Origin of the sequence: Inquilinus limosus (assembly GCF_051487185.1) — a bacterium.
Taxonomy (GTDB): Bacteria; Pseudomonadota; Alphaproteobacteria; order DSM-16000; family Inquilinaceae; genus Inquilinus; species Inquilinus limosus_F.
Genome location: NZ_JAHVDK010000014.1, coordinates 85,184 through 105,701, shown reverse-complemented (window position 1 = coordinate 105,701; position 20,518 = coordinate 85,184). Strand labels below are relative to the sequence as shown.

Annotated in this window: 21 protein-coding genes; 9 read left to right on the top strand and 12 right to left on the bottom strand. The window is 70.5% G+C overall.

The window, feature by feature from the left end; all coding sequences use genetic code 11:
• Window positions 1-143: 143 nt before the first annotated feature.
• Window positions 144-653 carry a YbjN domain-containing protein gene (locus KXR53_RS17575; protein ID WP_026870167.1) on the bottom strand — a complete coding sequence of 170 codons (510 nt, stop codon included), beginning with the start codon at window positions 651-653 and terminating at the stop codon, window positions 144-146.
• 182 nt (window positions 654-835) lie between these two features.
• Window positions 836-1,216, bottom strand: coding sequence for an accessory factor UbiK family protein (locus KXR53_RS17570; protein ID WP_437376540.1), 381 nt, complete (start codon window positions 1,214-1,216; stop codon window positions 836-838).
• 120 nt (window positions 1,217-1,336) lie between these two features.
• Here KXR53_RS17570 and lgt point away from each other — a divergent pair, with 120 nt between their 5' ends.
• The 5 genes from lgt (at window position 1,337) to KXR53_RS17545 (ending at window position 6,315) form a co-directional block, all read left to right on the top strand.
• On the top strand, window positions 1,337-2,170 hold the full coding sequence (lgt, locus tag KXR53_RS17565) for a prolipoprotein diacylglyceryl transferase (RefSeq protein WP_437376539.1): 834 nt from the start codon (window positions 1,337-1,339) through the stop codon (window positions 2,168-2,170).
• A complete protein-coding gene (locus tag KXR53_RS17560; protein WP_437376538.1) occupies window positions 2,167-3,249 on the top strand; it encodes a class I SAM-dependent methyltransferase in 1,083 nt (360 codons plus the stop codon). Before lgt ends, KXR53_RS17560 begins: the two co-directional genes overlap by 4 nt.
• 52 nt (window positions 3,250-3,301) lie before the next feature.
• A complete protein-coding gene (pgeF, locus tag KXR53_RS17555; protein WP_437376537.1) occupies window positions 3,302-4,078 on the top strand; it encodes a peptidoglycan editing factor PgeF in 777 nt (258 codons plus the stop codon).
• A gap of 187 nt (window positions 4,079-4,265) precedes the next feature.
• Window positions 4,266-5,198 carry a ribose-phosphate pyrophosphokinase gene (locus KXR53_RS17550; RefSeq protein WP_437376536.1) on the top strand — a complete coding sequence of 311 codons (933 nt, stop codon included), beginning with the start codon at window positions 4,266-4,268 and terminating at the stop codon, window positions 5,196-5,198.
• Window positions 5,199-5,262: 64 nt separating this feature from the next.
• A complete protein-coding gene (locus tag KXR53_RS17545; protein WP_437376535.1) occupies window positions 5,263-6,315 on the top strand; it encodes a hypothetical protein in 1,053 nt (350 codons plus the stop codon).
• 3 nt (window positions 6,316-6,318) lie between these two features.
• Here KXR53_RS17545 and bioB read toward each other — a convergent pair whose 3' ends face one another.
• Together bioB and KXR53_RS17535 are read right to left on the bottom strand one after the other, a co-directional pair.
• On the bottom strand, window positions 6,319-7,320 hold the full coding sequence (gene bioB / locus KXR53_RS17540) for a biotin synthase BioB (RefSeq protein WP_437376534.1): 1,002 nt from the start codon (window positions 7,318-7,320) through the stop codon (window positions 6,319-6,321).
• A complete protein-coding gene (locus KXR53_RS17535; protein ID WP_437376533.1) occupies window positions 7,317-7,874 on the bottom strand; it encodes a biotin transporter BioY in 558 nt (185 codons plus the stop codon). The genes bioB and KXR53_RS17535 overlap by 4 nt, the downstream gene beginning before the upstream one ends.
• Window positions 7,875-7,997: 123 nt before the next feature.
• On the opposite strand from KXR53_RS17535, the gene KXR53_RS17530 reads away from it, so the two are divergent.
• Window positions 7,998-8,651 carry a GntR family transcriptional regulator gene (locus KXR53_RS17530; protein WP_437376532.1) on the top strand — a complete coding sequence of 218 codons (654 nt, stop codon included), beginning with the start codon at window positions 7,998-8,000 and terminating at the stop codon, window positions 8,649-8,651.
• 21 nt (window positions 8,652-8,672) lie between these two features.
• Here KXR53_RS17530 and KXR53_RS17525 read toward each other — a convergent pair whose 3' ends face one another.
• Both KXR53_RS17525 and bmt read right to left on the bottom strand, forming a co-directional pair.
• Entirely contained in the window at window positions 8,673-9,590 is a 918-nt protein-coding gene (locus tag KXR53_RS17525) for a manganese catalase family protein (RefSeq protein WP_437376531.1), read from the bottom strand.
• 311 nt (window positions 9,591-9,901) lie between these two features.
• Window positions 9,902-10,918 (bottom strand): betaine--homocysteine S-methyltransferase, encoded by a 1,017-nt coding sequence (bmt, locus tag KXR53_RS17520; RefSeq protein WP_437376530.1) that lies wholly within the window; start codon window positions 10,916-10,918, stop codon window positions 9,902-9,904.
• Between the two features lie 208 nt (window positions 10,919-11,126).
• Between bmt and mbfA the strand changes: the two genes are divergently transcribed.
• Entirely contained in the window at window positions 11,127-12,083 is a 957-nt protein-coding gene (gene mbfA / locus KXR53_RS17515; protein WP_437376529.1) for an iron exporter MbfA, read from the top strand.
• Here mbfA and KXR53_RS17510 read toward each other — a convergent pair.
• On the bottom strand, window positions 12,080-13,609 hold the full coding sequence (locus tag KXR53_RS17510; RefSeq protein WP_437376528.1) for a trimethylamine methyltransferase family protein: 1,530 nt from the start codon (window positions 13,607-13,609) through the stop codon (window positions 12,080-12,082). The two genes, mbfA and KXR53_RS17510, sit on opposite strands and share 4 nt — an antisense overlap.
• 190 nt (window positions 13,610-13,799) lie before the next feature.
• On the opposite strand from KXR53_RS17510, the gene KXR53_RS17505 reads away from it, so the two are divergent.
• Complete coding sequence (locus KXR53_RS17505) at window positions 13,800-14,924, top strand: 2OG-Fe(II) oxygenase (RefSeq protein ID WP_437376527.1); 1,125 nt, start codon at window positions 13,800-13,802, stop codon at window positions 14,922-14,924.
• A 47-nt stretch (window positions 14,925-14,971) separates the two neighbouring features.
• Here the strand turns inward: KXR53_RS17505 and KXR53_RS17500 are convergent, their stop codons facing one another.
• From KXR53_RS17500 to KXR53_RS17485, 4 genes are all read right to left on the bottom strand, one after another.
• Window positions 14,972-15,196 (bottom strand): hypothetical protein, encoded by a 225-nt coding sequence (locus tag KXR53_RS17500; protein WP_437376526.1) that lies wholly within the window; start codon window positions 15,194-15,196, stop codon window positions 14,972-14,974.
• A 295-nt stretch (window positions 15,197-15,491) separates the two neighbouring features.
• A complete protein-coding gene (locus KXR53_RS17495) occupies window positions 15,492-16,886 on the bottom strand; it encodes a S8 family serine peptidase (RefSeq protein ID WP_437376525.1) in 1,395 nt (464 codons plus the stop codon).
• A complete protein-coding gene (locus KXR53_RS17490) occupies window positions 16,883-17,530 on the bottom strand; it encodes an anti-sigma factor family protein (protein ID WP_437376524.1) in 648 nt (215 codons plus the stop codon). The genes KXR53_RS17495 and KXR53_RS17490 overlap by 4 nt, the downstream gene beginning before the upstream one ends.
• Window positions 17,499-18,035, bottom strand: coding sequence for an RNA polymerase sigma factor (locus tag KXR53_RS17485; RefSeq protein WP_437376523.1), 537 nt, complete (start codon window positions 18,033-18,035; stop codon window positions 17,499-17,501). The genes KXR53_RS17490 and KXR53_RS17485 overlap by 32 nt, the downstream gene beginning before the upstream one ends.
• 227 nt (window positions 18,036-18,262) lie before the next feature.
• Here KXR53_RS17485 and KXR53_RS17480 point away from each other — a divergent pair, with 227 nt between their 5' ends.
• Complete coding sequence (locus tag KXR53_RS17480; protein ID WP_437376522.1) at window positions 18,263-19,567, top strand: aminotransferase class I/II-fold pyridoxal phosphate-dependent enzyme; 1,305 nt, start codon at window positions 18,263-18,265, stop codon at window positions 19,565-19,567.
• Between the two features lie 42 nt (window positions 19,568-19,609).
• Here KXR53_RS17480 and KXR53_RS17475 read toward each other — a convergent pair whose 3' ends face one another.
• Complete coding sequence (locus tag KXR53_RS17475; RefSeq protein WP_437376521.1) at window positions 19,610-20,491, bottom strand: LysR substrate-binding domain-containing protein; 882 nt, start codon at window positions 20,489-20,491, stop codon at window positions 19,610-19,612.
• Window positions 20,492-20,518 lie beyond the last annotated feature (27 nt).

Sequence of the window (20,518 nt, the reverse complement as noted above, 5' to 3'; positions counted from 1 at the left end):
GCACTGTGCCGCCGAGCACCCCCTTGAGGGCGCCGCCGTGTCGAAGCGGCGCAGCATGCCGCCGCCTCCGGCGCACCGAAAAAGCCCGGCTTCTCGCGAAGCCGGGCCCGTCGTCACGGCCGCATTGGCCTATCCCTGTCGGCTCAGGCTTCGCCGACCGTGTCCAGGATCGCGGCCGAGACCGCCTCGCCGGCGCTCTTGCCGCCCCAGAGGACGAATTGGAAGGCCGGGTAGAAGCGCTCGCATTCGGTCAGCGCGATGTCGACCAGGTCCTCCAGCTGCTCCTGGCTCGCGGCCTGGGCGCCGCGCAGCAGCGTGGTGTGCCGGAACATCGGCGTCTGCTCCTCGGAGTCGACGTCGAAATGGCCGAGCCACATCCGCTCGTTGATGATGCCGAGCAGCTCCGCCACGTCGCGGCGCTTCTTTTCCGGCACCTTCAGGTCGAACTGGCAGGAGAACTGCATGGCGCTGATCTCCTCCTGCCAGAAGAAGAACAGGCGGTAGCTGCACCACCGGCCGGCGACCTCGGCCAGCATCTCCTCGGCGCTGGCGCGCTCGAAACTCCAGTCATTGGCGCTGACGATCTCCTCGAGCGTGTCGAGGGGGTTTTGGGTGAAGGCGGCTTCCTCGAAGGTCTGGGACGCTGTGGTCATGATCCTCCGCTCCCGTACCGCGGCGAGGCGCATCTATGGCCCTCGCTCTCGGCCAATACCCAACGTGTAGTGGTGTTGTCCATTACAGCCTTTCCAAGACAACGGTCGCACAAGGGATTGTTGGGCGCAATCCGATATGCACCGCCGTCACGACAAAAGTTGTGGATGATTTGTGACGAAAATCAGTCCGCCGCCTTGGCGCGGGGCCTGCGGCCCTTCGGCGCAGGGGCCCCGGCCGGCGACGCCGGCGCGGCCGCCTTGGCCTTGCGGGCAGGCCCGGCCGCAGCCGCCGGGGCAGCAACGGGCTCCGGCGCCGCCGGCTTGGCCGCGGCCTCCAGCGCCGCCACCCGGGCGGCCAGCAACTCCTGCTCCTCGCGCGCCCGCTGGGCCAAGGCGCGGACGATCTCGAACTCCTCGCGGGTGACCACGTCGAGGCGCGACAGGATCTGCTCGAACTGCTCGCGCAGGCGGGTCCTCGCCTCCTCGCGGACGCCGGCGACGGCACCGAAGGCTCCGGTCGCGACGCGGACCAGATCGTCGATCAGCTTGGTGTCGAAGGGCATCGCGGGCGGCTTTCAGCAAAGGTCGTCATCATCGGGCAATATGGCGGCCGGTCCCCTGCGTTGCAACGCCCTGGACCGCGCGCCTATAAGGGCACGCTTCGCCCCCGAACGGAAACAGACATGGGTTGGTTCGATCCGGTCGCCCTGCAGATCGGCCCTGTTGCGATCCGCTGGTACGCCCTCGCCTACATCGCCGGCTTCCTCTTGGGCTGGCGCTACGCCCTGTGGCTGACCCGCCGCACCACGCTGCCGCCCGACCGTGCGGCGCTGGACGACTTCCTGACCTGGGCGGTGGTCGGCACCATCCTCGGCGGCCGGCTCGGCTACGTCTTGTTCTACAATCTCGAGGAGTATCTGAAGGCCCCGCTGTCGATCCTGGAGATCTGGCATGGCGGCATGTCCTTCCATGGCGGGCTGATCGGGGTCACCGCCGCGATCATCCTATTCGCGCGCAGCCGCGGCTTCTCGCCCCTGCTGCTGGGCGATGTGGTCGCCGCGGCCACGCCGATCGGGCTGTTCTTCGGCCGCATCGCCAATTTCGTGAATGGCGAGCTGTGGGGCCGGCCAGTTGCCGAAACGCCTTGGGCCGACGTGCCATGGGCCATTGTCTTCCCCAACGCCGGACCGGAGCCACGGCATCCGAGCCAGCTCTACGAGGCCGGGCTGGAGGGGCTGCTGCTGTTCCTGATCCTGCTGCCGCTCGCGACGAATCCCCGCATCCGGGCCAGGCCGGGCCTGGTGCTGGGCGTCTTCGCCATCGGCTACGGCCTGTCGCGCTTCCTGGTCGAATTCGTGCGCCAGCCCGACGCCCAGCTCGGCTTCCTGTGGCTCGACGCGACCATGGGGCAGCTGCTGTCCCTGCCGATGATCGTGATCGGCATCGCCGTGATGCTGTGGGCCGCCCGGCGGCCGGCGCTCGAGGCCCCTGCCCCGGCCCCGTCGCCGACGACGTGACCGCGCTGCTGGACCTGCTGCGCCGCCGCATCGCCGTCGACGGGCCGCTGACGGTGGCGCAGTACATGGCCGAGGCGCTTGGCCATCCGCGGCACGGCTACTACGTCACCCGCGACCCGCTGGGCGCGGCCGGCGACTTCACCACCGCGCCGGAGATCAGCCAGATCTTCGGCGAGCTGATCGGCCTGTGGTGCGCCGATCTGTGGCAGCGCCTGGGTTCGCCCGACCCGGTGCTGCTGGTCGAGCTCGGCCCCGGCCGCGGCACGCTGATGCAGGACGCGCTGCGCGCGATCGGCCGCGCCGCCCCCGGCTTCCGCGCCGCGCTGCGCCTCACTCTGGTCGAGACCAGCCCGGCCCTGCGCGCGGCCCAGGCGGCCCGGCTGGCCGATGCCGCTCCCGTCTGGCTGGACCGGCTGGCCGACCTGCCGGACGGGCCGGCGCTGGTGGTCGCCAACGAGTTCTTCGACGCCCTGCCGATCCGGCAGTGGCAGCGCGGTCGGGCCGGCTGGCACGAGCGCCTGGTCGGCTGGGACGACGCGGCGGGCCGGCTGCGCTGGGAGCTCTCCGCCCGCGCCGATCCGGGCCTGGCGCTGATCCCGGAGGCGGTGCGGGATGCGCCGGAAGGCTCGATCGCCGAATCCTGCCCGGCCGGGCTGTCGCACGCCGCCTTTCTCGGCCAGCGCCTGACGCGGCAGGGCGGCGCCGCGCTGATCATTGATTATGGCCCGGCCCGCAGCGCGCCGGGCGACAGCTTCCAGGCGGTGCGGCGCCATGCCTTCGCCGACCCGCTGGAGGCGCCGGGCGAGGCCGACTTGACCGCCCATGTCGACTTCCAGGCCCTGGCCGAGGCCGCGACCCAGGCGGGCGCCGAAGCCCATGGGCCGGTGCCTCAGGGCGCCTTCCTCGAGGCGCTCGGCCTGCGCGCCCGCGCGGCGCAGCTGAAGACGGCGTCGCCGGCGCGGGCCGAGGGGATCGAGTCGGCGGTCGAGCGGCTGGCCGGCCCGGACCAGATGGGCACGCTGTTCAAGGCTCTGGCTCTGACCGCGCCCGGTCTCGGCACGCCGGCTGGATTTCCCTGACCTGGCCGGCGATGCTATTCCGTCTCCGTCCGTATCGCTCGGAGCCTGCCTTGTGATCACCGTCGACGCCCTGTCCGCCCTGCCCGGCATCGGCCACGGCTTCTTCCCCCGCACCGGCGGCGTCAGCGAGGGCATCTTCGCCTCGCGCAACTGCGGCTTCGGCTCCGGCGACCGGCGCGAGGCGGTGACCGAGAATCGCGACCGCTGCCGGCGCGAGCTGGGCCCGGCCGAGGCGCTGCTGACCGTCCATCAGGTGCACAGCCCCCGGGTGGCCACGGTCACCGGGCCGTGGACGCCGGAGACGGCGCCCCAGGCCGACGCCATGGTGACCGATCGGCCGGGCCTGGCGCTAGGCATCCTCACCGCCGACTGCGCCCCGATCCTGTTCGCCGATGCCGAGGCCGGGGTGGTCGGCGCCGCCCATGCCGGCTGGAAGGGCGCGCTCTCCGGCGTCATCGAGGCCACCATCGAGGCCATGCGGGCGCTCGGCGCGGTGCCAGAACGGATCACCGCCGCGATCGGCCCCTGCATCGGCCCGGGCAGCTACGAGGTCGGCCCCGAGTTCCGCGACCGCTTCCTGGCCGAGGATCCGGACAGCGCCCGCTTCTTCCATTCCCCCGCCGCCGGCAACGGCGCCGAGGCGCGGCCGCATTTCGACCTGCCGGGCTATGTCGCCGAACGACTGCGCCGCGCCGGGCTGCGCCAGGTCGCCGTCAGCGGGCTCGACACATTGGCGCGCGAGGACCTGTTCTTCAGCTATCGCCGCACTACCCTCAGAAAGGAGCCGGATTACGGCCGGCAGATCTCGGCCATCCTGCTGACGGGCTGAAAGGATGCCTCACCTGATCACGCTGTTCCTGTTCATCATCGTGGCGCTGCTCGGCGGCTGCGTGCTGATGATGTTGTGACAATTCGGGGTCAGGATTGCGTGAAGTCCGTTTACACCCCGCAGCGCGCGGGATATACGCAGCCGCATCCGGCCCCGGCCACCGCCCGAGACCACCGAGCCGCCCTCCATGAAGATCATCGCCTGCAACAGCAATCGCCCGCTCTGCGAGGCGATCGCCGCCTATTTGCAAATCCCGCTGACCAAGGCCCAGATCCGCCGCTTCGCGGATATGGAGGTCTTCGTCGAGATCCTCGAGAACGTCCGCGGCGAGGACGTGTTCGTGATCCAGCCGACCAGCTTCCCGGCCAATGACAACCTGATGGAGATGCTGGTCACCATCGACGCGCTGCGCCGCGGCTCGGCCCGTCGGATCACCGCCGTGATGCCCTATTACGGCTATGCCCGGCAGGACCGGAAGACCGGCCCGCGCACGCCGATCTCGGCCAAGCTGGTGGCCAACCTGATCACCCGCGCCGGCGCCGACCGGGTGCTGACCCTCGACCTGCATGCCGGGCAGATCCAGGGCTTCTTCGACATCCCGCTCGACAACCTGGTGGCCGCGCCGGTGTTCGTGAAGGACATCCGCAGCCGCTTCCCCAGCGACAACCTGGTCATCGTCTCGCCCGATGTCGGCGGCGTGGTCCGCGCCCGGTCGGTGGCGCAGCGCCTGGACGCCGACCTCGCCATCATCGACAAGCGGCGCGAGCGCGCCGGCGTGTCCGAGGTGATGAACGTGATCGGCGACATCGAGGGCCGCCGCTGCATCCTGATCGACGACATCGCCGACAGCGCCGGCACGCTGTGCAACGCCGCCGTCGCGCTGATGGAGCGCGGCGCTTCCGAGGTCTTCGCCTATATCAGCCACGGCGTGCTGTCGGGCGGCGCCGTCGCCCGGGTCGGCGCCTCGCCGCTCAAGGAGATGGTGACGACCGACAGCATCCTGGCGACCGAAGCGGTGCGCCTCAGCCACAACATCCGCCAGCTCACCATCGCCCCGCTGATGGCCGAGGCGATCCTGCGCATCGCCGAGGAGAAGTCGGTCTCCAGCCTGTTCCAGTAAGGCATCCGTCGGGCCTGTCCCCTGCTATACTTCGCCGTCACGGCGACAGGCAGCGGGGGTGGCGATGAGCGCGACGACGGAGCTTCCGCCCTTCTTCGACCCGGCCCGGGCCGGGGACTGGTCGTACCGGCCGGACATCGCCGGGCTGCGCGCCGTGGCCGAGGCATGGCGCGGCCGGGTGAAACCGGCCGGAGACGAGCGCACCGACCTGCTGCTGATCGACCTGCAGCGTGATTTCTGCCTGCCGGAAGGCGCGCTCTATGTCGGCGGGCGGTCCGGGCGTGGCGCGGTCGAGGACACGGCGCGGATCGCCGCCTTCATCCACCGCAACCTCGGGGACATCGACCGGATCGTCCCGACCTTCGACACCCACACGCCGCTGCAGATCTTCCACCGGTCGTTTTGGGTCGATGCCGACGGCCGCCCGCCCGAGCCCTTCACCGTCATCACCGAGGAGGCGGTGGCCAACGGCGCGCTGCGGCCGAGCCCGGGCGTGCCGGCGCTGCTGCCCTCCGACGTCGCGGCAGAGGGCGCGGCCTGGGTGGAGCGGCAGCTCAGACACTATATCCGCAGCCTGGCTCGGCAGGGCCGCAACGTCCTGATCATCTGGCCCGACCACTGCCTGATCGGATCGGAGGGCCACGCCATGCCGGGGTTGATCCAGGAGGCGTGGCTGTTCCACGCCATGCTGCGCGGCGCGCCGACGCCCGTCATCGTCAAAGGCGACGATCCCTGGAGCGAGAGCTATTCCGCCTTCGCGCCGGAGGTGCCGGACCGCTGGGACGGCGGCCGGCTGGTGAAGCCGCAGGACGAGTTGGCGCTGCTGGAGCTGCTGCGCGCCGACCGGATCGTCGTCGCCGGCCAGGCCTCGAGCCATTGCGTGCGCTGGTCGGTCGACGACCTCCTCGGCCGGATGCGGGCGCTCGACCCCGCCCTGCCGCGCCGGGTCTATGTCCTGCGCGACTGCATGTCGGCCGTGGTCGGGCTGGACGCGGAGGGCCGGCCGATCCCGGCGCTGGACTTCACCCCGCACGCCGAGGAGGCCTTCGCCCGCTGGGCGGAGCTCGGCGTCCACATCGTCGAGTCCGCCCAGCCGATGGCGGAGTGGCCGCGATAGGCGTCAGGCGGCCGGCGCCAGACCGCCGGTCACCGCCTTGAGCCCGAGCCGGTCCAGGAGCTGGGTGTCCCGGTCGAGGCCTGGATTGGCTGTGGTCAGCAGCACATCGCCGAGGAAGATCGAGTTGGCGCCGGCGAGGACGCACAGCGCCTGCATCTCGTCGCTCATGTACTGCCGGCCGGCGGAGAGGCGCAGCACGCTGCGCGGCAGCAGGATCCGCGCCACCGCGACCAGCCGGACGAAATCGATCGGGTCGGGCTTCGCCGCCATGGCCATGACCGGCGTGCCCGGCACCTCGTTCCACAGGTTGAGCGGCACGCTCTCCGGATGCGGATCCATCCCGGCCAGGAGCAGCAGCAGGCCCAGCCGGTCGTCCACCGTCTCGCCCATGCCGACGATGCCGCCGCAGCAGACCTTGATGCCGGCGGCGCGGACATGCCCCAGCGTCTCCAGCCGGTCCTGCAACGTCCGGGTGGTGATGATCCGGCCGTAGAATTCGGGCGAGGTGTCGACGTTGTGGCTGTAGTAGTCGAGCCCCGCCTGCTTCAGCCGGTCCGCCTGCGGCCGGGTCAGCATGCCGAGGGTGACGCAGGTCGAGAGGCCGAGCGCCTTGACCCCCGCCACCATCTCGCAGACCCGGTCGAGGTCATGGTCCTTCGGGCTGCGCCAGGCCGCCCCCATGCAGAAGCGCCCGGCCCCCGCGGCCTTGGCCTGGGCCGCGCGCTCCACGACCGACTCCGGGTCCATGAGCCGCGTGGCCCTGACCCCGGTGTCGTGACGGGCGCTCTGCGAGCAGTAGCCGCAATCCTCCGGGCAGCCGCCGGTCTTGATGCTGAGCAGGCTGGCGGTCTCGACCGCCGCCGGGTCGAAGCTCTCGCGATGGACCAGCTGGGCCCGGTGCAGCAGCTCCGGGAACGGCAGGGCGTAGAGCGCCTCGGCTTCGGCCCGCGTCCCGTCGAACCGGACGGCGGGCCTGGCACCGGAGTCGGCGGTGGCCGCCGTCACGCCGCCCTCCGCAGGCGGCGCAGGGCGATGGTCACAGCCGCGGCGAGCAGCACCTTCAGCACGTCCCCGGCCAGGAAGGGCGCGACGCCGGCGGGGATCACGGCCGGCCAGCCGATGAACTGCGCCAGCCAGAGGCAGCCGAGCAGATAGATCACGGCCAGCCCCGCCAGCATCGGGACGGCGGTGCCGACCAGCCCTCCGGGGCGGCGCCGGATCCATTCGCCGGCCAGGAAGGCGGCGACGAGGAAGCCGAGCAGATAACCGCCGGTCGGCCCGACGAGCGGCGCCAGCCCGCCGCTGCCGCCGGCGAGGACCGGCAGGCCGACCGCCGCCTCCGCCAGATAGGCCGCGACCATCGCCGCCGCCAGCCGCCCGCCGGCAAGCCCGGCCAGGAGGAAGGTGGCGCAGACCTGCATGGTCATCGGCACCGGCCAGAACGGGACAGTGATCTGGGCGCTGAGCGCCATCAGCAGACTGCCGCCGATGATGGCGGCGGGAATGCGCCAGCCGGCCAGGGCGGGGGCGGACGGAGATGCTTCGACAGAGGGCTTCATGATCTGGCTCCCAGAATCATAGATAATCTCTAATAGTGATCTATGATCACTGCGACTCACAGGAGTGTAGAAACTCAGACGGGTGAGCGCATCGCCTTATTCAATAGATAATCTACAATCGAGATGCCGAAGACCGACACCGCCCCGCAGACCGTCGCCGAACGGATCGCCCGCATCCTGGCCGAGCGGATCGTGACCGGCGAGCTGCCGCCGGACGCACCGCTGCGCCAGGACCACGTCGCCCATGAGTTCGGATCGAGCCATGTGCCGGTCCGCGAGGCGTTCCAGCGCTTGCAGGCCCAGGGACTCGCCGTCAGCGAGCCGCGGCGCGGCATGCGCGTGGCGCCGCTGGACGAACGGTCAATGCGCGAGGTGGTGGAGATCCGGGCGGCGCTGGAGGTGCTGGCGCTGCGGCACGCGGCCCGCCGGCTGACGCCGGCGCAGATCGAGCGGATCGCGGAGGCCGTCGCCGCGGGCGACCGGGCGCAGTCCTTCGCCGAATGGGAGGCGGCCAACCGGGCCTTCCATCGCGAGCTGGTGGCCGCCTGCCGCATGCCGCGCCTGCTGACGATGCTGGAGGAGCTGCAGCTCGCCAATTCGCGCTTCGCCTTCGCGGCGACCCGGTCGGCGGTGTGGCAGCCGCGCTCGAACCAGGATCACCGCCAGATCCTGGACGCGCTGCGGCGCGGCGACATCGACCACGCCGCAGCCCTGCTGGGCCGGCACATCCAGACCATGGAACGCCTGGGCGGCGCCGCGGCCGCCCGGGAACCGTAAGCCCCTGCCCCGCCGGGTCAGCTATGCTTTCGACGCCTGGTACAGCTTGTTGGCGATCTCGAAGATCTCCTGCGGCTGATAGTTGGGCGTGAACGCCTCCGAGATCCCGGCCAGGTCCGGCACCTTGCCGCCGTCGGGAGGACCGTCGACGACCTCCAGCGGCCCGGCCGGCTCGCCCGGCAGCGCCTGCGCCCCATTGCCCCAGATGGCGCCGATCTCGGCATAGTCGCTCGGGCTGAACCGGTAGAGTCGGCGATGGGCCCCTTCCTGCAGGTAGCGCCGTGACTCGGCGAATTTCTCGGTCGGAATGTTCGGGACCGGCAGCATCTTGGTCATGTCGACCCCGGTCAGGTGCTTCAGGGCCAGCGCATAGGCGTGGGCATGGACGCCACCGCGCACGAGGAGATAACCGCAGATCTCCCGCGACACCGGGTCGTCCACCGTCTCATAGACGCGCAGCTTGTGGATCCGGGCGCCGTTCTCGAGGAAGAAGTTGTGCAGCAGGTCGAGGATGATGTTGCCGGTGGAGAAGACGTAGCCCCCGCTCCAGGGCGTGCCCATGCTGTCGGCCGGAAGGGCAGCCCCGCCGCCCATGAAGAAGCCGGCGGTGAGGCGCGCATCGCGGAGCGCCGCGAAGGGCGCGGCGTTCACGTCATAGGTGGCGGCGTCGATCTCCGGCCCGCGGGCGACGAGATTGACGCCGTTGGTGACGAGCTCGACATGGCCGAGCTCCTCCGTCGTGATGTTGGCCACCAGGCTGTAGAAGGGCTTCAGCTTCCCCTTGTCGCGGAAATTGAAGCTCTGGAAGAAATAGTTGTTCAGCGTCGACATCTCGCCGAACTTGCCGCCGAGCAGCTCTTGCAGGGCGGCGGCCGCATTCGGATCCGCCTTGGACGGCTGAGGCAGCTCGATCTGCAGGCGGTCGATTCTCAGAAACATGCGAGCCTCCTTCCGGATGGAGCGCTGCGGGGGCCAGCGGCACGGCCATGTCGCTCTGCCGCGGGCAGCTGTTCGAGAAGGATCGGCCGGGTGTGGCGGCGGAGCGGCCGTCGGCCGCGGGATGCGGTGATTTCGGCCGCGGACCACGGCCGTCACGTCGGCCGGTTCCGCCAACCAGGCCGTCCGAGGGCGCAGCCGTTCCCGATGGATGCGGAACACGCCCCGCTATGTGAGATAGAGCCGGATTCGGATTGGCGAGGGGATCGCCGATCGCCCTGCCAACTCGCCGCAGTCAGGTTCCGGAAGACCTCTCAGGCCCGGCGGCGCCGGCGGCCTTCGCGCTCGCCGCCGCCTTCGGCCGGGCGGCCGGACTGGGCCTTGACCGGCCCCAGCAGCCGCTCGACGGTCTCGATGTCCGGTACCGGGCCGCGGGCGGTGCCGTTCACCGCCGCGACCATGGCCCGGATATGCTCCGGCGTGGTGCCGCAGCAGCCGCCGATGATGCGGGCGCCGGCATCGCGCGCCAGCACGGCGTAGGACGCCATGATCTCCGGCGTGCCGTCATAGACGATGGCGCCGTCGCGGTATTGCGGGATGCCGCAATTGCCCTTGGCGACGATGATGTCGTCGGCCTCCGAGGCGCGCACTAGGCCGAGGATGCTGTCGAGGAGCTGGGCGGGGCCGATGCCGCAATTGGCGCCGAAGGCGCTGGGCCGGCAGGCGCAGTTGCGGCCATGGGTGATCGCCGCCTCCGGCGTCAGCCCCATCATGGTGCGGCCGTTGGTGTCGAAGGTCATGGTTGAGACGATCGGCAGGCCGGTGCGCGACGCGCCCTCGATCGCCGCCGCGATCTCCTCCGCCGCCGAGATGGTCTCGATCCACAGCACGTCGACGCCGCCCTCGGCCAGCGCTTCCGCCTGTTCGGCGAAAGCGGCGACGCCCTCCTCATGGCTCAGCACGCCGACCGGCTGGAAGATGTCGCCGGTCGGGCCCATCGAGCCGGCGACGATGATCGGGCGATCGAACTCCTCCGCCACCGCGCGGGCGATGCGGGCGCCGGCGATATTCAGCTCGCGCACCCGGCCCTGGGCGCTGTGCAGCGCCAGACGTCGCGCATTGCCGCCGAAGGTGTTGGTCAGGAGGATATCGGATCCGGCTTGGGCGAAGCCGCGATGCACGGCCTGCACCCGTTCCGGCCGCTCGACATTCCACAGCTCCGGGCTGTCCCCGGTCTCCAGCCCCTGGGCGAACAGGCCGGTGCCCATGCCGCCGTCGGCGAACAGGATCGGCTTGGCGGCGAGAAGATCGTGGAAACGGGTGCTGGACATGGCCGGACCTTCTGGAAAACCGCGGCAATGGCGGAACGGTACCGCCGCGCCGGATCGAAGACCACTTAAATATAAGGATATCGTTATGAATTTATATCTCCCCTGCGACGCCGGCCGGCTTGGCCCCGCCGCCTTGCGAGTCGTTCGTCGTTGCCTTCGCCCGCGCTGGGGATGAGAAGCGAAGCGGAAGCCGAGACGGAGGCGATGAATGAAGGACTTCTCGGAGCTGACGGAGCGCGAGCTGCTGGCGCTGGCGATCTCGCTGGAGGAGGAGGACGCGCGGATCTACAGCGACTTCGCCGAAGGCCTCGCCCCGGATTTCCCGGCTTCGGCGGCAATCTTCCGTGGCGTGGGGCGCGAGGAGGATACGCACCGCCACCGCCTGCTCGACCTCTACAAGGCGCGGTTCGGCGACCACATTCCGCTGATCAACCGCCACGTGGTCCGCGGCTTCATCCGCCGCAAGCCGGTGTGGCTGTCGCGGCCGCTGTCGCTGGATACGGTGCGCAAGCAGGCCGAGGCGATGGAGGCGGAGACGCGGCGCTTCTACGAACGCGCCGCCAGCCGCGCCACCGACGCCTCGATCCGCCAACTGCTGGGCGATCTGGCGGCGGAGGAGCGACGCCACGAACGCGTCGCCGAGCAGTTGGAGGCGAAGCACGTTCCGGCCAAGGTGAAGGGGCGCGAGGACGAGGACGAGCGGCGCCTGTTCGTGCTGCAGGTCGTGCAGCCGGGCCTGGCCGGGCTGATGGACGGGTCGGTTTCCACCCTGGCCCCGCTGTTCGCCGCGGCCTTCGCGACGCATGACAGCTTCGACACCTTCCTGGTCGGCCTCGCCGCCTCGGTCGGCGCCGGCATCAGCATGGGCTTCGCCGAGGCGCTGTCGGACGACGGCAGCCTGACCGGCCGCGGCCGGCCCTGGCTGCGCGGGCTGGTCTGCGGCGGCATGACCACTCTAGGCGGCCTGGGCCACACCCTGCCCTATCTGATCCCGGATTTCCGCATCGCCACCGGCATCGCGATCGCCGTTGTGGCGGCGGAGCTGGCGGCGATCTCCTGGATCCGTTACCGCTTCATGGACACGCCGCTGCTCGCCTCCACCTTCCAGGTCGTGGTCGGGGGCCTTCTGGTGTTCCTGACCGGCATCATGATCGGGAGCGCCTAGTCGCTCGGCGCCCCGCCTTCCTCCTTGCGCCGGGCGACGAAGGCATCGAGCTCTTCGGCGATGGCGAGGTCGAGCGGCGGCGGCTCGTATTCGGCGAGGATGCGCTTGTAGAGCTGGTGCGCCCGCTGGGTGGCGTCCGGCCCCCCAATCTCCTGCCAGCTCTCGAAGTTGCGCCAGTCGGACAGGAGCGGCGCGTAGAAGGCGGTCGCGTAGCGGGCCAGGGTGTGCTGCGCGCCGAAGAAATGGCCGCCCGGCCCGACCTCCCGGATCGCATTGAGGCCGAGCGTCTCATCGTCGACCACCAGCGGCTGCAGGAACTCGATCATGGTCTGCACCAGCTCGGCATCGACGATCATCTTCTCGAAGCTGGCCCGCAGTCCTCCTTCGAGCCAGCCGAGGCTGTGCATGATCATATTGGCGTGGCCCTGCACCGCTGCCCACAGCGAGACCATGCTCTCGTAGGTCGCCTGCACGTCGACCGCGTTCGAGGCATTGGTGTTGGAGGAGCGGTAGGGCAAGCCGTAGCGTCGGGCGAGTTGGCCGCCCGCCAGAGCCGCCTTGGCGTATTCCGGCGTGCCGAAGGCGGGGGCCCCCGACTTCATGTCGACGTTGGAGGTGAAGCCGCCATACATCACCGGCGCCCCGGGCTTGACCAGCTGGATCAGCGCGATGGTCGCCAGCGCCTCGGCGTTCTGCTGCGCCAGCGCCCCGGCCAGGGTCGCCGGGGCCATGGCGCCCGACAGCGTGAACGGCGTGACGGTGACAATCTGCCCGGCCCGCGCCATCTCGATCAGCCCCTCGATCATCGGCCCGTCCAGGCGCAGCGGCGAGGAGGTATTGACGACGGTGAACAGGCTGGGCTCGCGCTCCAGCTGCTCCCGGCCGACGCCGCGGGCGATACGGGCGATCTCGATGCCGTCGCGCATCCGCACCCGGCCCAGCGCATAGGCGTGGAAGGGCTTGTCGGACAGGGTGACGAAGGCGCGCAGCGCCTCGAGATGCCGGGTCGCAGGATGCAGATCGACGGGCTCGACCGGATAGCCGCCGAAGATGTGCATCGCATTCAGCGCCTGGCCGAGGCGCAGCAGGTTGCAGTAGTCGCGATAGTTGCCGACCCGCCGCCCGCCCTCGATATCGGAGACGTTGGGGGCGGAGCCGACCGAAGCGAAGACGATCGAGCGGCCGCCGATCCGGACGTTCCGTTCCGGGTTGCGGGCATGGAAGGTGTAGGCGGAAGGGGCCTTCGCCACCGCCTCCAGCACCAGGCCGCGATCGAAACGGACGCGGCGGCTGCCCGGCGTGGTCTCGGCGCCGGCCCGGCCCAGGATCGCGATCGCCTCGTCGTGCAGGAAGTCCATCCCGATCTCTTCCAGGATGGTCAGCGAGGCGTCGTGGATGCGCTCGAGCTGATCAGGCCGCAGCACCTCGACCGGCGGCATCGGATTCTCGACGAGCTGCCAGGGGAGCTGATGGAGCCCGCCCGCGCCGTCGCGGCGGCGGCGGGGGGTTGTACGGTTGCGGCTCATCCTGACCTCGTCTCGACCTCGGGCGAATCCTCGCGCTCAACCGTGGCACAGCAGGGCGGCCGAAGCGCCGCCCGGATTCGCCGTGCAGCAGCCTCGGCGCGACATGTGACATGGGGCACGACGACAGCTATATTCCTGCTGTAGTATGCGAGCGGATCTCAATTGCGATCGTATTTTCGTGGAGGATTGAATGTCCCGACTGCTGGAGCCCGGCGATCCCGCCCCGCTCTTCGTGGTTCCGACGCCGCAGCGGCCGGATTTCCGTTTCGACACCGTGGCCGGACGCTACATCGTCCTCAGCTTCTTCGGCTCGGCGGACGATGCCCAGTCAGCGCGGCTCTTGTCGGCGATCGCGGCCGAGATCGGGCCGTTCAACGACGCCCATGCCGCCTTCTTCGGCGTCAGCCAGGACCAGCGCGACGCCCAGCCGGGGCGGCTGCCGACCCGGGTCCCGGGGCTGCGTCACTTCTACGATTTCGACCGCAAGATCAGCACGACCTACGGCGCCGAACAGCGCAAGGTCAGCTATGTGCTGTCGCCCGGCCTGCGCGTGCTGGCCCGCTTTCCCATCGAGGATGGGGCGGCGCACGCCAAGACGCTGATGGAGTTCGTCAGCCGGCTGCCGCCCCTGACCTCGCTGGGCTCGGGCACGCTGGGGGCGCCGGTGTTGCTGGTGCCCTATCTGTTCGAGCCGGAGTTCTGCCGCGCCCTGATCGACTACTACAAGAAGGTCGGCGGCGAGGAGAGCGGCTTCATGCAGACCCTGCCGGACGGCCGCACCGCCGCCGCGGTCGATCATTCGCACAAGCGCCGCAAGGACGCGACGATCGAGGACGAGACGCTGCGCCTGGGCATGAAGGCCCGAATCGAGCGGCGCCTGGTGCCGGAGATCAGGAAGGTGTTCCAGTTCAACGCCACGCGGATCGAGCGCTACATCGTCGCCTGCTACGATTCCGGCGAAGGCGGCTATTTCCGTGCCCACCGCGACAACACCACCAAGGGCACGGCGCATCGCCGCTTCGCCGTCACCATCAACCTGAACGCCGAGGAGTTCGAGGGCGGCGAGCTGCGCTTCCCCGAATATGACCGCCACAGCTACAAGGCGCCGACCGGCGGCGCGATCGTGTTCTCCTGCTCGCTGCTGCACGAGGCGTTGCCGGTGACCAAGGGCACGCGCTACTGCACCCTGCCCTTCCTCTATGACGAGGAGGGCGCCAAGATTCGCGAGCAGAACCTGTCCTATTTCGCCGACGAGAAGCTGCGCAGCGAGTTGGAGCGCAACCTGCTCGGCAAGGAGGCGACGGCCGCCGGCTGAGACACCGGGCGGATCGGCCGCTTCGGCGGCCGATCCCGAACGGACGGTCACCGCTCAGTCATCGCGATCCCCGTCATCGCCGCCGCGATCATCGTCGCGGCCACCGTCATCATCCCGTCCCCCGTCGTCATCGCGACCGCCGTCGTCATCGCGACCACCATCATCGTCACGGTCATCGTCGTGGCCACCGTCATCGCGATCGCCGTCCGGGCCGTCGTCGTCCCGGCCGTCTCGACCGCTGCGGCCGTCGGACCGGCGATCGTCCCGGTCATCGCTCCACCGGTCGTCGCCCCAGGCGTCGTGGAGATCATCCGCCCGGACCGGGATCGGCCGAGCCGTGGCGCTCTCGGCGAGCGCCGGGCGAACCGCCGGGATTGCCGCGAAGGGGCTGGCGGCCGCCGGCGGCGCCACCACGGTCAGAGCGGCGCCCGCCAGGGCCAGGGTGCGCAGGGCGCCGAACACAAACAGTCTGGTCTGCATCGGATCCTCGTCCTCTCGATCGGCCCGCGGGATCGGGCCTTCGCGACGACAACGAAGCAGCACGGACTCTATTCCGCGGCCCCCGCCTCATTCACCCAGGCAGCGCGGCGGAGCCTGCATCAGCCCGACGCCATAGACCGGGTCACGGCCCGGCGTGCCGAGATCCTGGGCCCGCGCTGCCAGACCGCGCAGCGCGGCCTTCTCTCCATCCGCCGACTGCGGATCGGCGGCCAGTGCGGCGACCACGAAGGGAACTGCGAAAGACGTGCCGGTGACCAGGCGGGTGCTGCCGGACGCATCGGTCACCGGCACCCGCACCCCCGGCGCCGCCACGTCGACATAGGCGCCGCGATTGGCCGCGGCATAGACCGCCCGGTGATGGTCGACCGCCGTCACCGCCACCACCTCCGGCAGGGCGCCCGGATAGGCCGGCGGCGCACCGGGCCCGTCATTGCCGGCCGCCGCCACCAGCACCAGCCCCGCCCGGGATGAGCGGCGGACGGCCTCGGCCAGGATCGCGTTCTCGTGGCCGGCGAAGCTGAGGGCCACCACCTTCACGCGCTGCGCCACCATCCAGTCGAGGGCCAGGGCCACGGCGACGACGCTGGCCACATCACCATTTGCGTCGCCGGGCTCGAAGGCGTCGGCGGCAAGCAGCCGGGCTCGCGGCAAGAGGGCCGGGGTTCGGCCGCCGCCGGCCAACAGCGCGGCCACGGCATCGCCATGGCCGTGATCCTCGGGTCCCGAAGACGAGAAGTCGGCCGCCACCAGCCGGCGCCCCAGAGACCGGCGCATGTCAGGGGACAGGCCGGTGTCGATCATGCCGACCGCGATGCCGTCGCCGCACATGGCCAGGTCGTCCCGCCAGCCGATCAATGATCGGGCGAAGTCGAGCGGCGGCAGCGCCGCCGTGCCCGACGGCCGGTAAAGGTGGTGCAGATCCAGCAGCAGATCGGGGAAGCGCCGCTGCAGCACGGACCGGGCCATCTCGGGCGTCATGCCGCCCGGGATGCGCAGGCGGATCAGCAGCAGGTCCAGCTGACGCAGCGGCCGCTCGTCGATCGGCCGGAAGCCGATCCGCTGCAGCTCCGCCAGATGCGACCGGGCCGCATCCTCGACCACCACGATCTCGTCGGCAACGATGTCATGATCACCGCCCTGTCGCGTCGGCCGCGATGCCGGGGGGCGGTTGGCCGCGTCGTCGCGGTCGTCGGCATCGTCGTCGCGATCATCGTCCACGCCTCTATCATCGTCGTCGCCGGCGTCGTCACCGCGGTCGTCGCCGCTGTCGTCATCCCCTCCCCCGCTGTCATCATCCCCGCCGCCGTCATCATCCCCGCCGCCGTCATCGCCGCCACCATCGCCCCCGTCATCGTCCGCCCGAGCCGACCAGTCGAAGGCAGGACCGAGATCCGGGACCAGGAGACGCGGCAGTTCCATCGCCAACAGGGCCGCGGCAACCAGAAAAGCGGCGCGGATCATCGGTCGCCACCCGTCGCGGCCGGCAGGGTCAGGACCGCCCAGGCGCCATCGGCGCCGCGGCAGGCGACGCCGTCCTCCGCCGCCGGGGACAGGATGCGGAAGGCGCGGCACCGGGCGGGGAAGCCCGGATCCACCGGCCCGATGATGCGGATCTGCCGGTCGCCCGCCGCCACCGTACCGCCGTCGGGCCCGGTCTCCAGCGCCTGCAGCAGCGCGGCAGCCGCGGCCTCGTCGGCCGTGTCCGGTGCCGGACCGCCGGCGGTCCGGACGATGCCCGGCTCGTCATTGCGAGGAATCATGACGCCGAGGCCGAAGGCGACCACGGCGGCCAGGGCGGCGACGGCTGCGCCGCGCCAGCCGGCTAGGCCGAGCCATCGCGCCAGGTCGAAGGACGGCCTGGCCCGCCGGGAGGCACCCGGCCGTGCCAGCGCCGCGAGACCGGGTGGCAGCGGTGCGGTCATGGCCTCGGCATAGGCGCCGCGGGCGGCCTGCCCGCCGAGCCGCATCAACCGGGCGGCCTCCGCCGCCGCGGGGTCCTCGCGCAGGACCGCCTCGACCCGCGCCGCCTCTTCCGCCGGCAGTTCGCCGTCGAGATAGGCGACGATCAGGGCGTCATCCCAGGATTTCGACCGGTCGTCCGCCATCACCTCTCCCCTGTTCCCGTGTACCGTCCAGCGCCCGCCCAAGGGCCAGCCGCGCCCGCGCCAGCCGGCTCATCACCGTGCCGATCGGGATGTCGAGGACCTCTGCCGCCTCGCGATAGGAGGCACCGTCGATCGAGACCAGCTGGAGAACACTGCGCTGCTCCTCCGGCAGCGCGGCGATGGCCCGCTCCACCGTGCCCAGCGCCAGCCGCGCCTCGCCCGCATGACCGCGCCCGTCCGGCATCGCCGCGAGGGCTTCGTCGTCCGCCTCGGTGCGACGCGTCCGGCGCTGGCGCAGCCGGTCGACCCAGGTGGTCTGGACGATCCGGAACAGCCAGCTGTCCAGCCGGGTGCCCGGCGTGAACTGATGCGCCCGGGCTAGCGCCTTCTCGCAGGCAGCCTGCACCAGATCGTCTCCCTCGTCCCGCGATCCCGCCAAGCCCCAGGCGAAGCGCCGAAGCCGCGGCAGATGGGCCGCGAGGTTGGACCGAACCTCATCCCCCACGCTGTCTCTTCCCCTTCTCGCTTCCGGAACAACGACCGAGGCAAGCCCCTATTCCCCTGCCCGTCCACGGCAGCAGGGCGGATTTTCATCCCAGGAAGTCGCCATGACCCCGACGCCTAACCGGCAGGTCAGGACCGATGTTCCTGCATGGCTCGTTGCTGGCTTTGCCGCCCCAGGCACCGTTAGCCTCCTCGCATCGTTCGGCACGATGCGCTTCGGAGACGGCCATGCAGCCCCTCGACACCATGATGACAGACGACCTCCGTGCCTTCCGGCGGCAGGCGGGTGACCGGCACGCCGCCTTCCGCGCCCGCGGGCTGAAGCTGGACAGCAGCCGGGGCAATCCGTCGCCGGAGCAGCTCGATCTCTCGAATGCGCTGCTGTCCCTGCCCGGGCCGGACGGCTTCCGGGCGGCGGATGGCACTGACGGACGCAACTATCCCGGCGACATGCGCGGCTTGCCGGAGGCGCGGGCCCTGTTCGCGCCGATGCTGGGCGCCCCAGCCGAGCAGGTGCTGGTCGGCGGGAATTCCAGCCTGCGGTTGATGCACGACCTGATCGTCTTCGCCCTGCTGCACGGCGTGCCGGACGGCGAGAAGCCCTGGGCCGCCCAGGCCCCAGTGACCTTCCTATGCCCGGTGCCGGGCTACGACCGGCATTTCGCCATCTGTGAGAGCTTCGGCATCCGCATGGTCCCGGTGCCGCTGACCGGGCATGGGCCGGACATGGACGTCGTCGAGCGGCTGACGGCCGAGGACCCGTCGGTCAAGGGCCTATGGTGCGTGCCGAAATACAGCAACCCGACGGCCGAGACCTATTCGCCCGAGACGGTGGAGAGGCTGGCGGCGATGCGCGCCGCCGCCCCCGACTTCCGGCTGTTCTGGGACAATGCCTATGCCGTGCACCATCTGACCGACAGGCCGCACGCCCTGGCGAACATCCTGGAGGCCTCCGCCCGGCACGGGCACGGCAACCGGCCCCTCATCTTCGGCTCGACCTCGAAGATCACCTTCGCCGGCGGCGGCCTGGCGCTGTTCGGGAGCTCGACCGCCAATATGGACTGGGCGCGCAAGCATCTGGGCCGCCAGTCTATCGGCCCGGACAAGGTGAACCAGTTGCGCCATGTCCGGCTGCTGCGCGACGACGCCGGCATCACCGCGCATATGGAGCGGCACCGGCAGATCATCGCGCCGAAGTTCCAGCGCGTGCAGGCGGTGTTCGCCGAACATCTCGGCGGTGCCGGCGTGGCCCGCTGGAGCGAGCCCGAGGGCGGCTATTTCATCAGCCTGGATGTGCGGCGCGGCTGTGCCCGGAGGGCCGTGGCCCTGGCGCAGGAGGCCGGGGTGACGATGGTGCCGGCGGGCGCGACCTTCCCCTATGGCCGCGATCCGGACGACCGCAACATCCGCATCGCCCCGACCTTCCCGTCGATCGAGAATGTCGGCCTGGCGGCGGAGGGCGTGGCGCTGTCGGTGCTGGTGGCGGCCAGCGAGGTGATCCTGGCCGAGCGCGAGTCCGGCGGCGGACACTGACGAGGGCCGCCCTCTCCCTTCTCACGGGAGTGCTCAGCCGGGCTAGCCTTTGGCGAAGACTTCGACGATGAAGTCGACAAAGGCGCGGACCTTCGGGACGAGGTATCGCTTCGACGGATAGACGGCATAGACCGGGGTCTCGACCGCCGACCAGCCGTCAAGCACGGTCGTGAGGGCGCCGCGGGCGATATCGTCCGCCACGTAGCGGCGGGGCACGAGGCTGAGGCCGAAACCGGCGAGCAGCGCGTCGCGCACCGCGATGCTGGAGGTGACCTTGTACCGGCCCTCGATCGGCACCCGGACCGCTTCTTCGCCCCGCCGGAACGCCCACTCATCGGCATGGCCGGACAGCGTGAACTGGACGCAGTCGTGGCGGCGCAGGTCGTCCGGCCGCTCGGGCATTCCCCGGCGCCGAAGATAATCCGGCGATCCGCAGACGACGTTGTCGAGGGTGAACAGTTTTCGCGCCACCAGGCTCGATTCCTCCAGGCTGTCGCTGCCCCGGATCGCGACGTCGTACCCATCCTTCACGATGTCGATTCGGCGGTCGTCCAGGTTGAGGTCGAGCGACAACTCCGGATATCGGGCCAGGAAGGCCGGTATCGCCGGGGACAGGGTCAGCAGCGTCAGCGAGACCGGCGCGGTCACGCGCAGCAGCCCGCTCGGCTTGGCCTGCAGGGCGCCGAGCGACCGATCGGCATCCTCGATGTCGTCGAGGATGCGGCGGACTTGTTGGTAGTAGATCGAGCCCGCCTCGGTCAGGCTCATCCGGCGCGTCGTCCGGTTCAGAAGCCGCGCCTGGACGTGCCGCTCCAGCTCGCCGATGTTCTTGCTGACCGCCGCCGGAGAGAGCTGCAGGGCTTTGGCGGCCCGGGCGAAGCTCTCCAGCTCCACCACTTTCCGGAACACTTTCAGCGCGACCATGTGATCCATATCATTTACTCTTGGTGG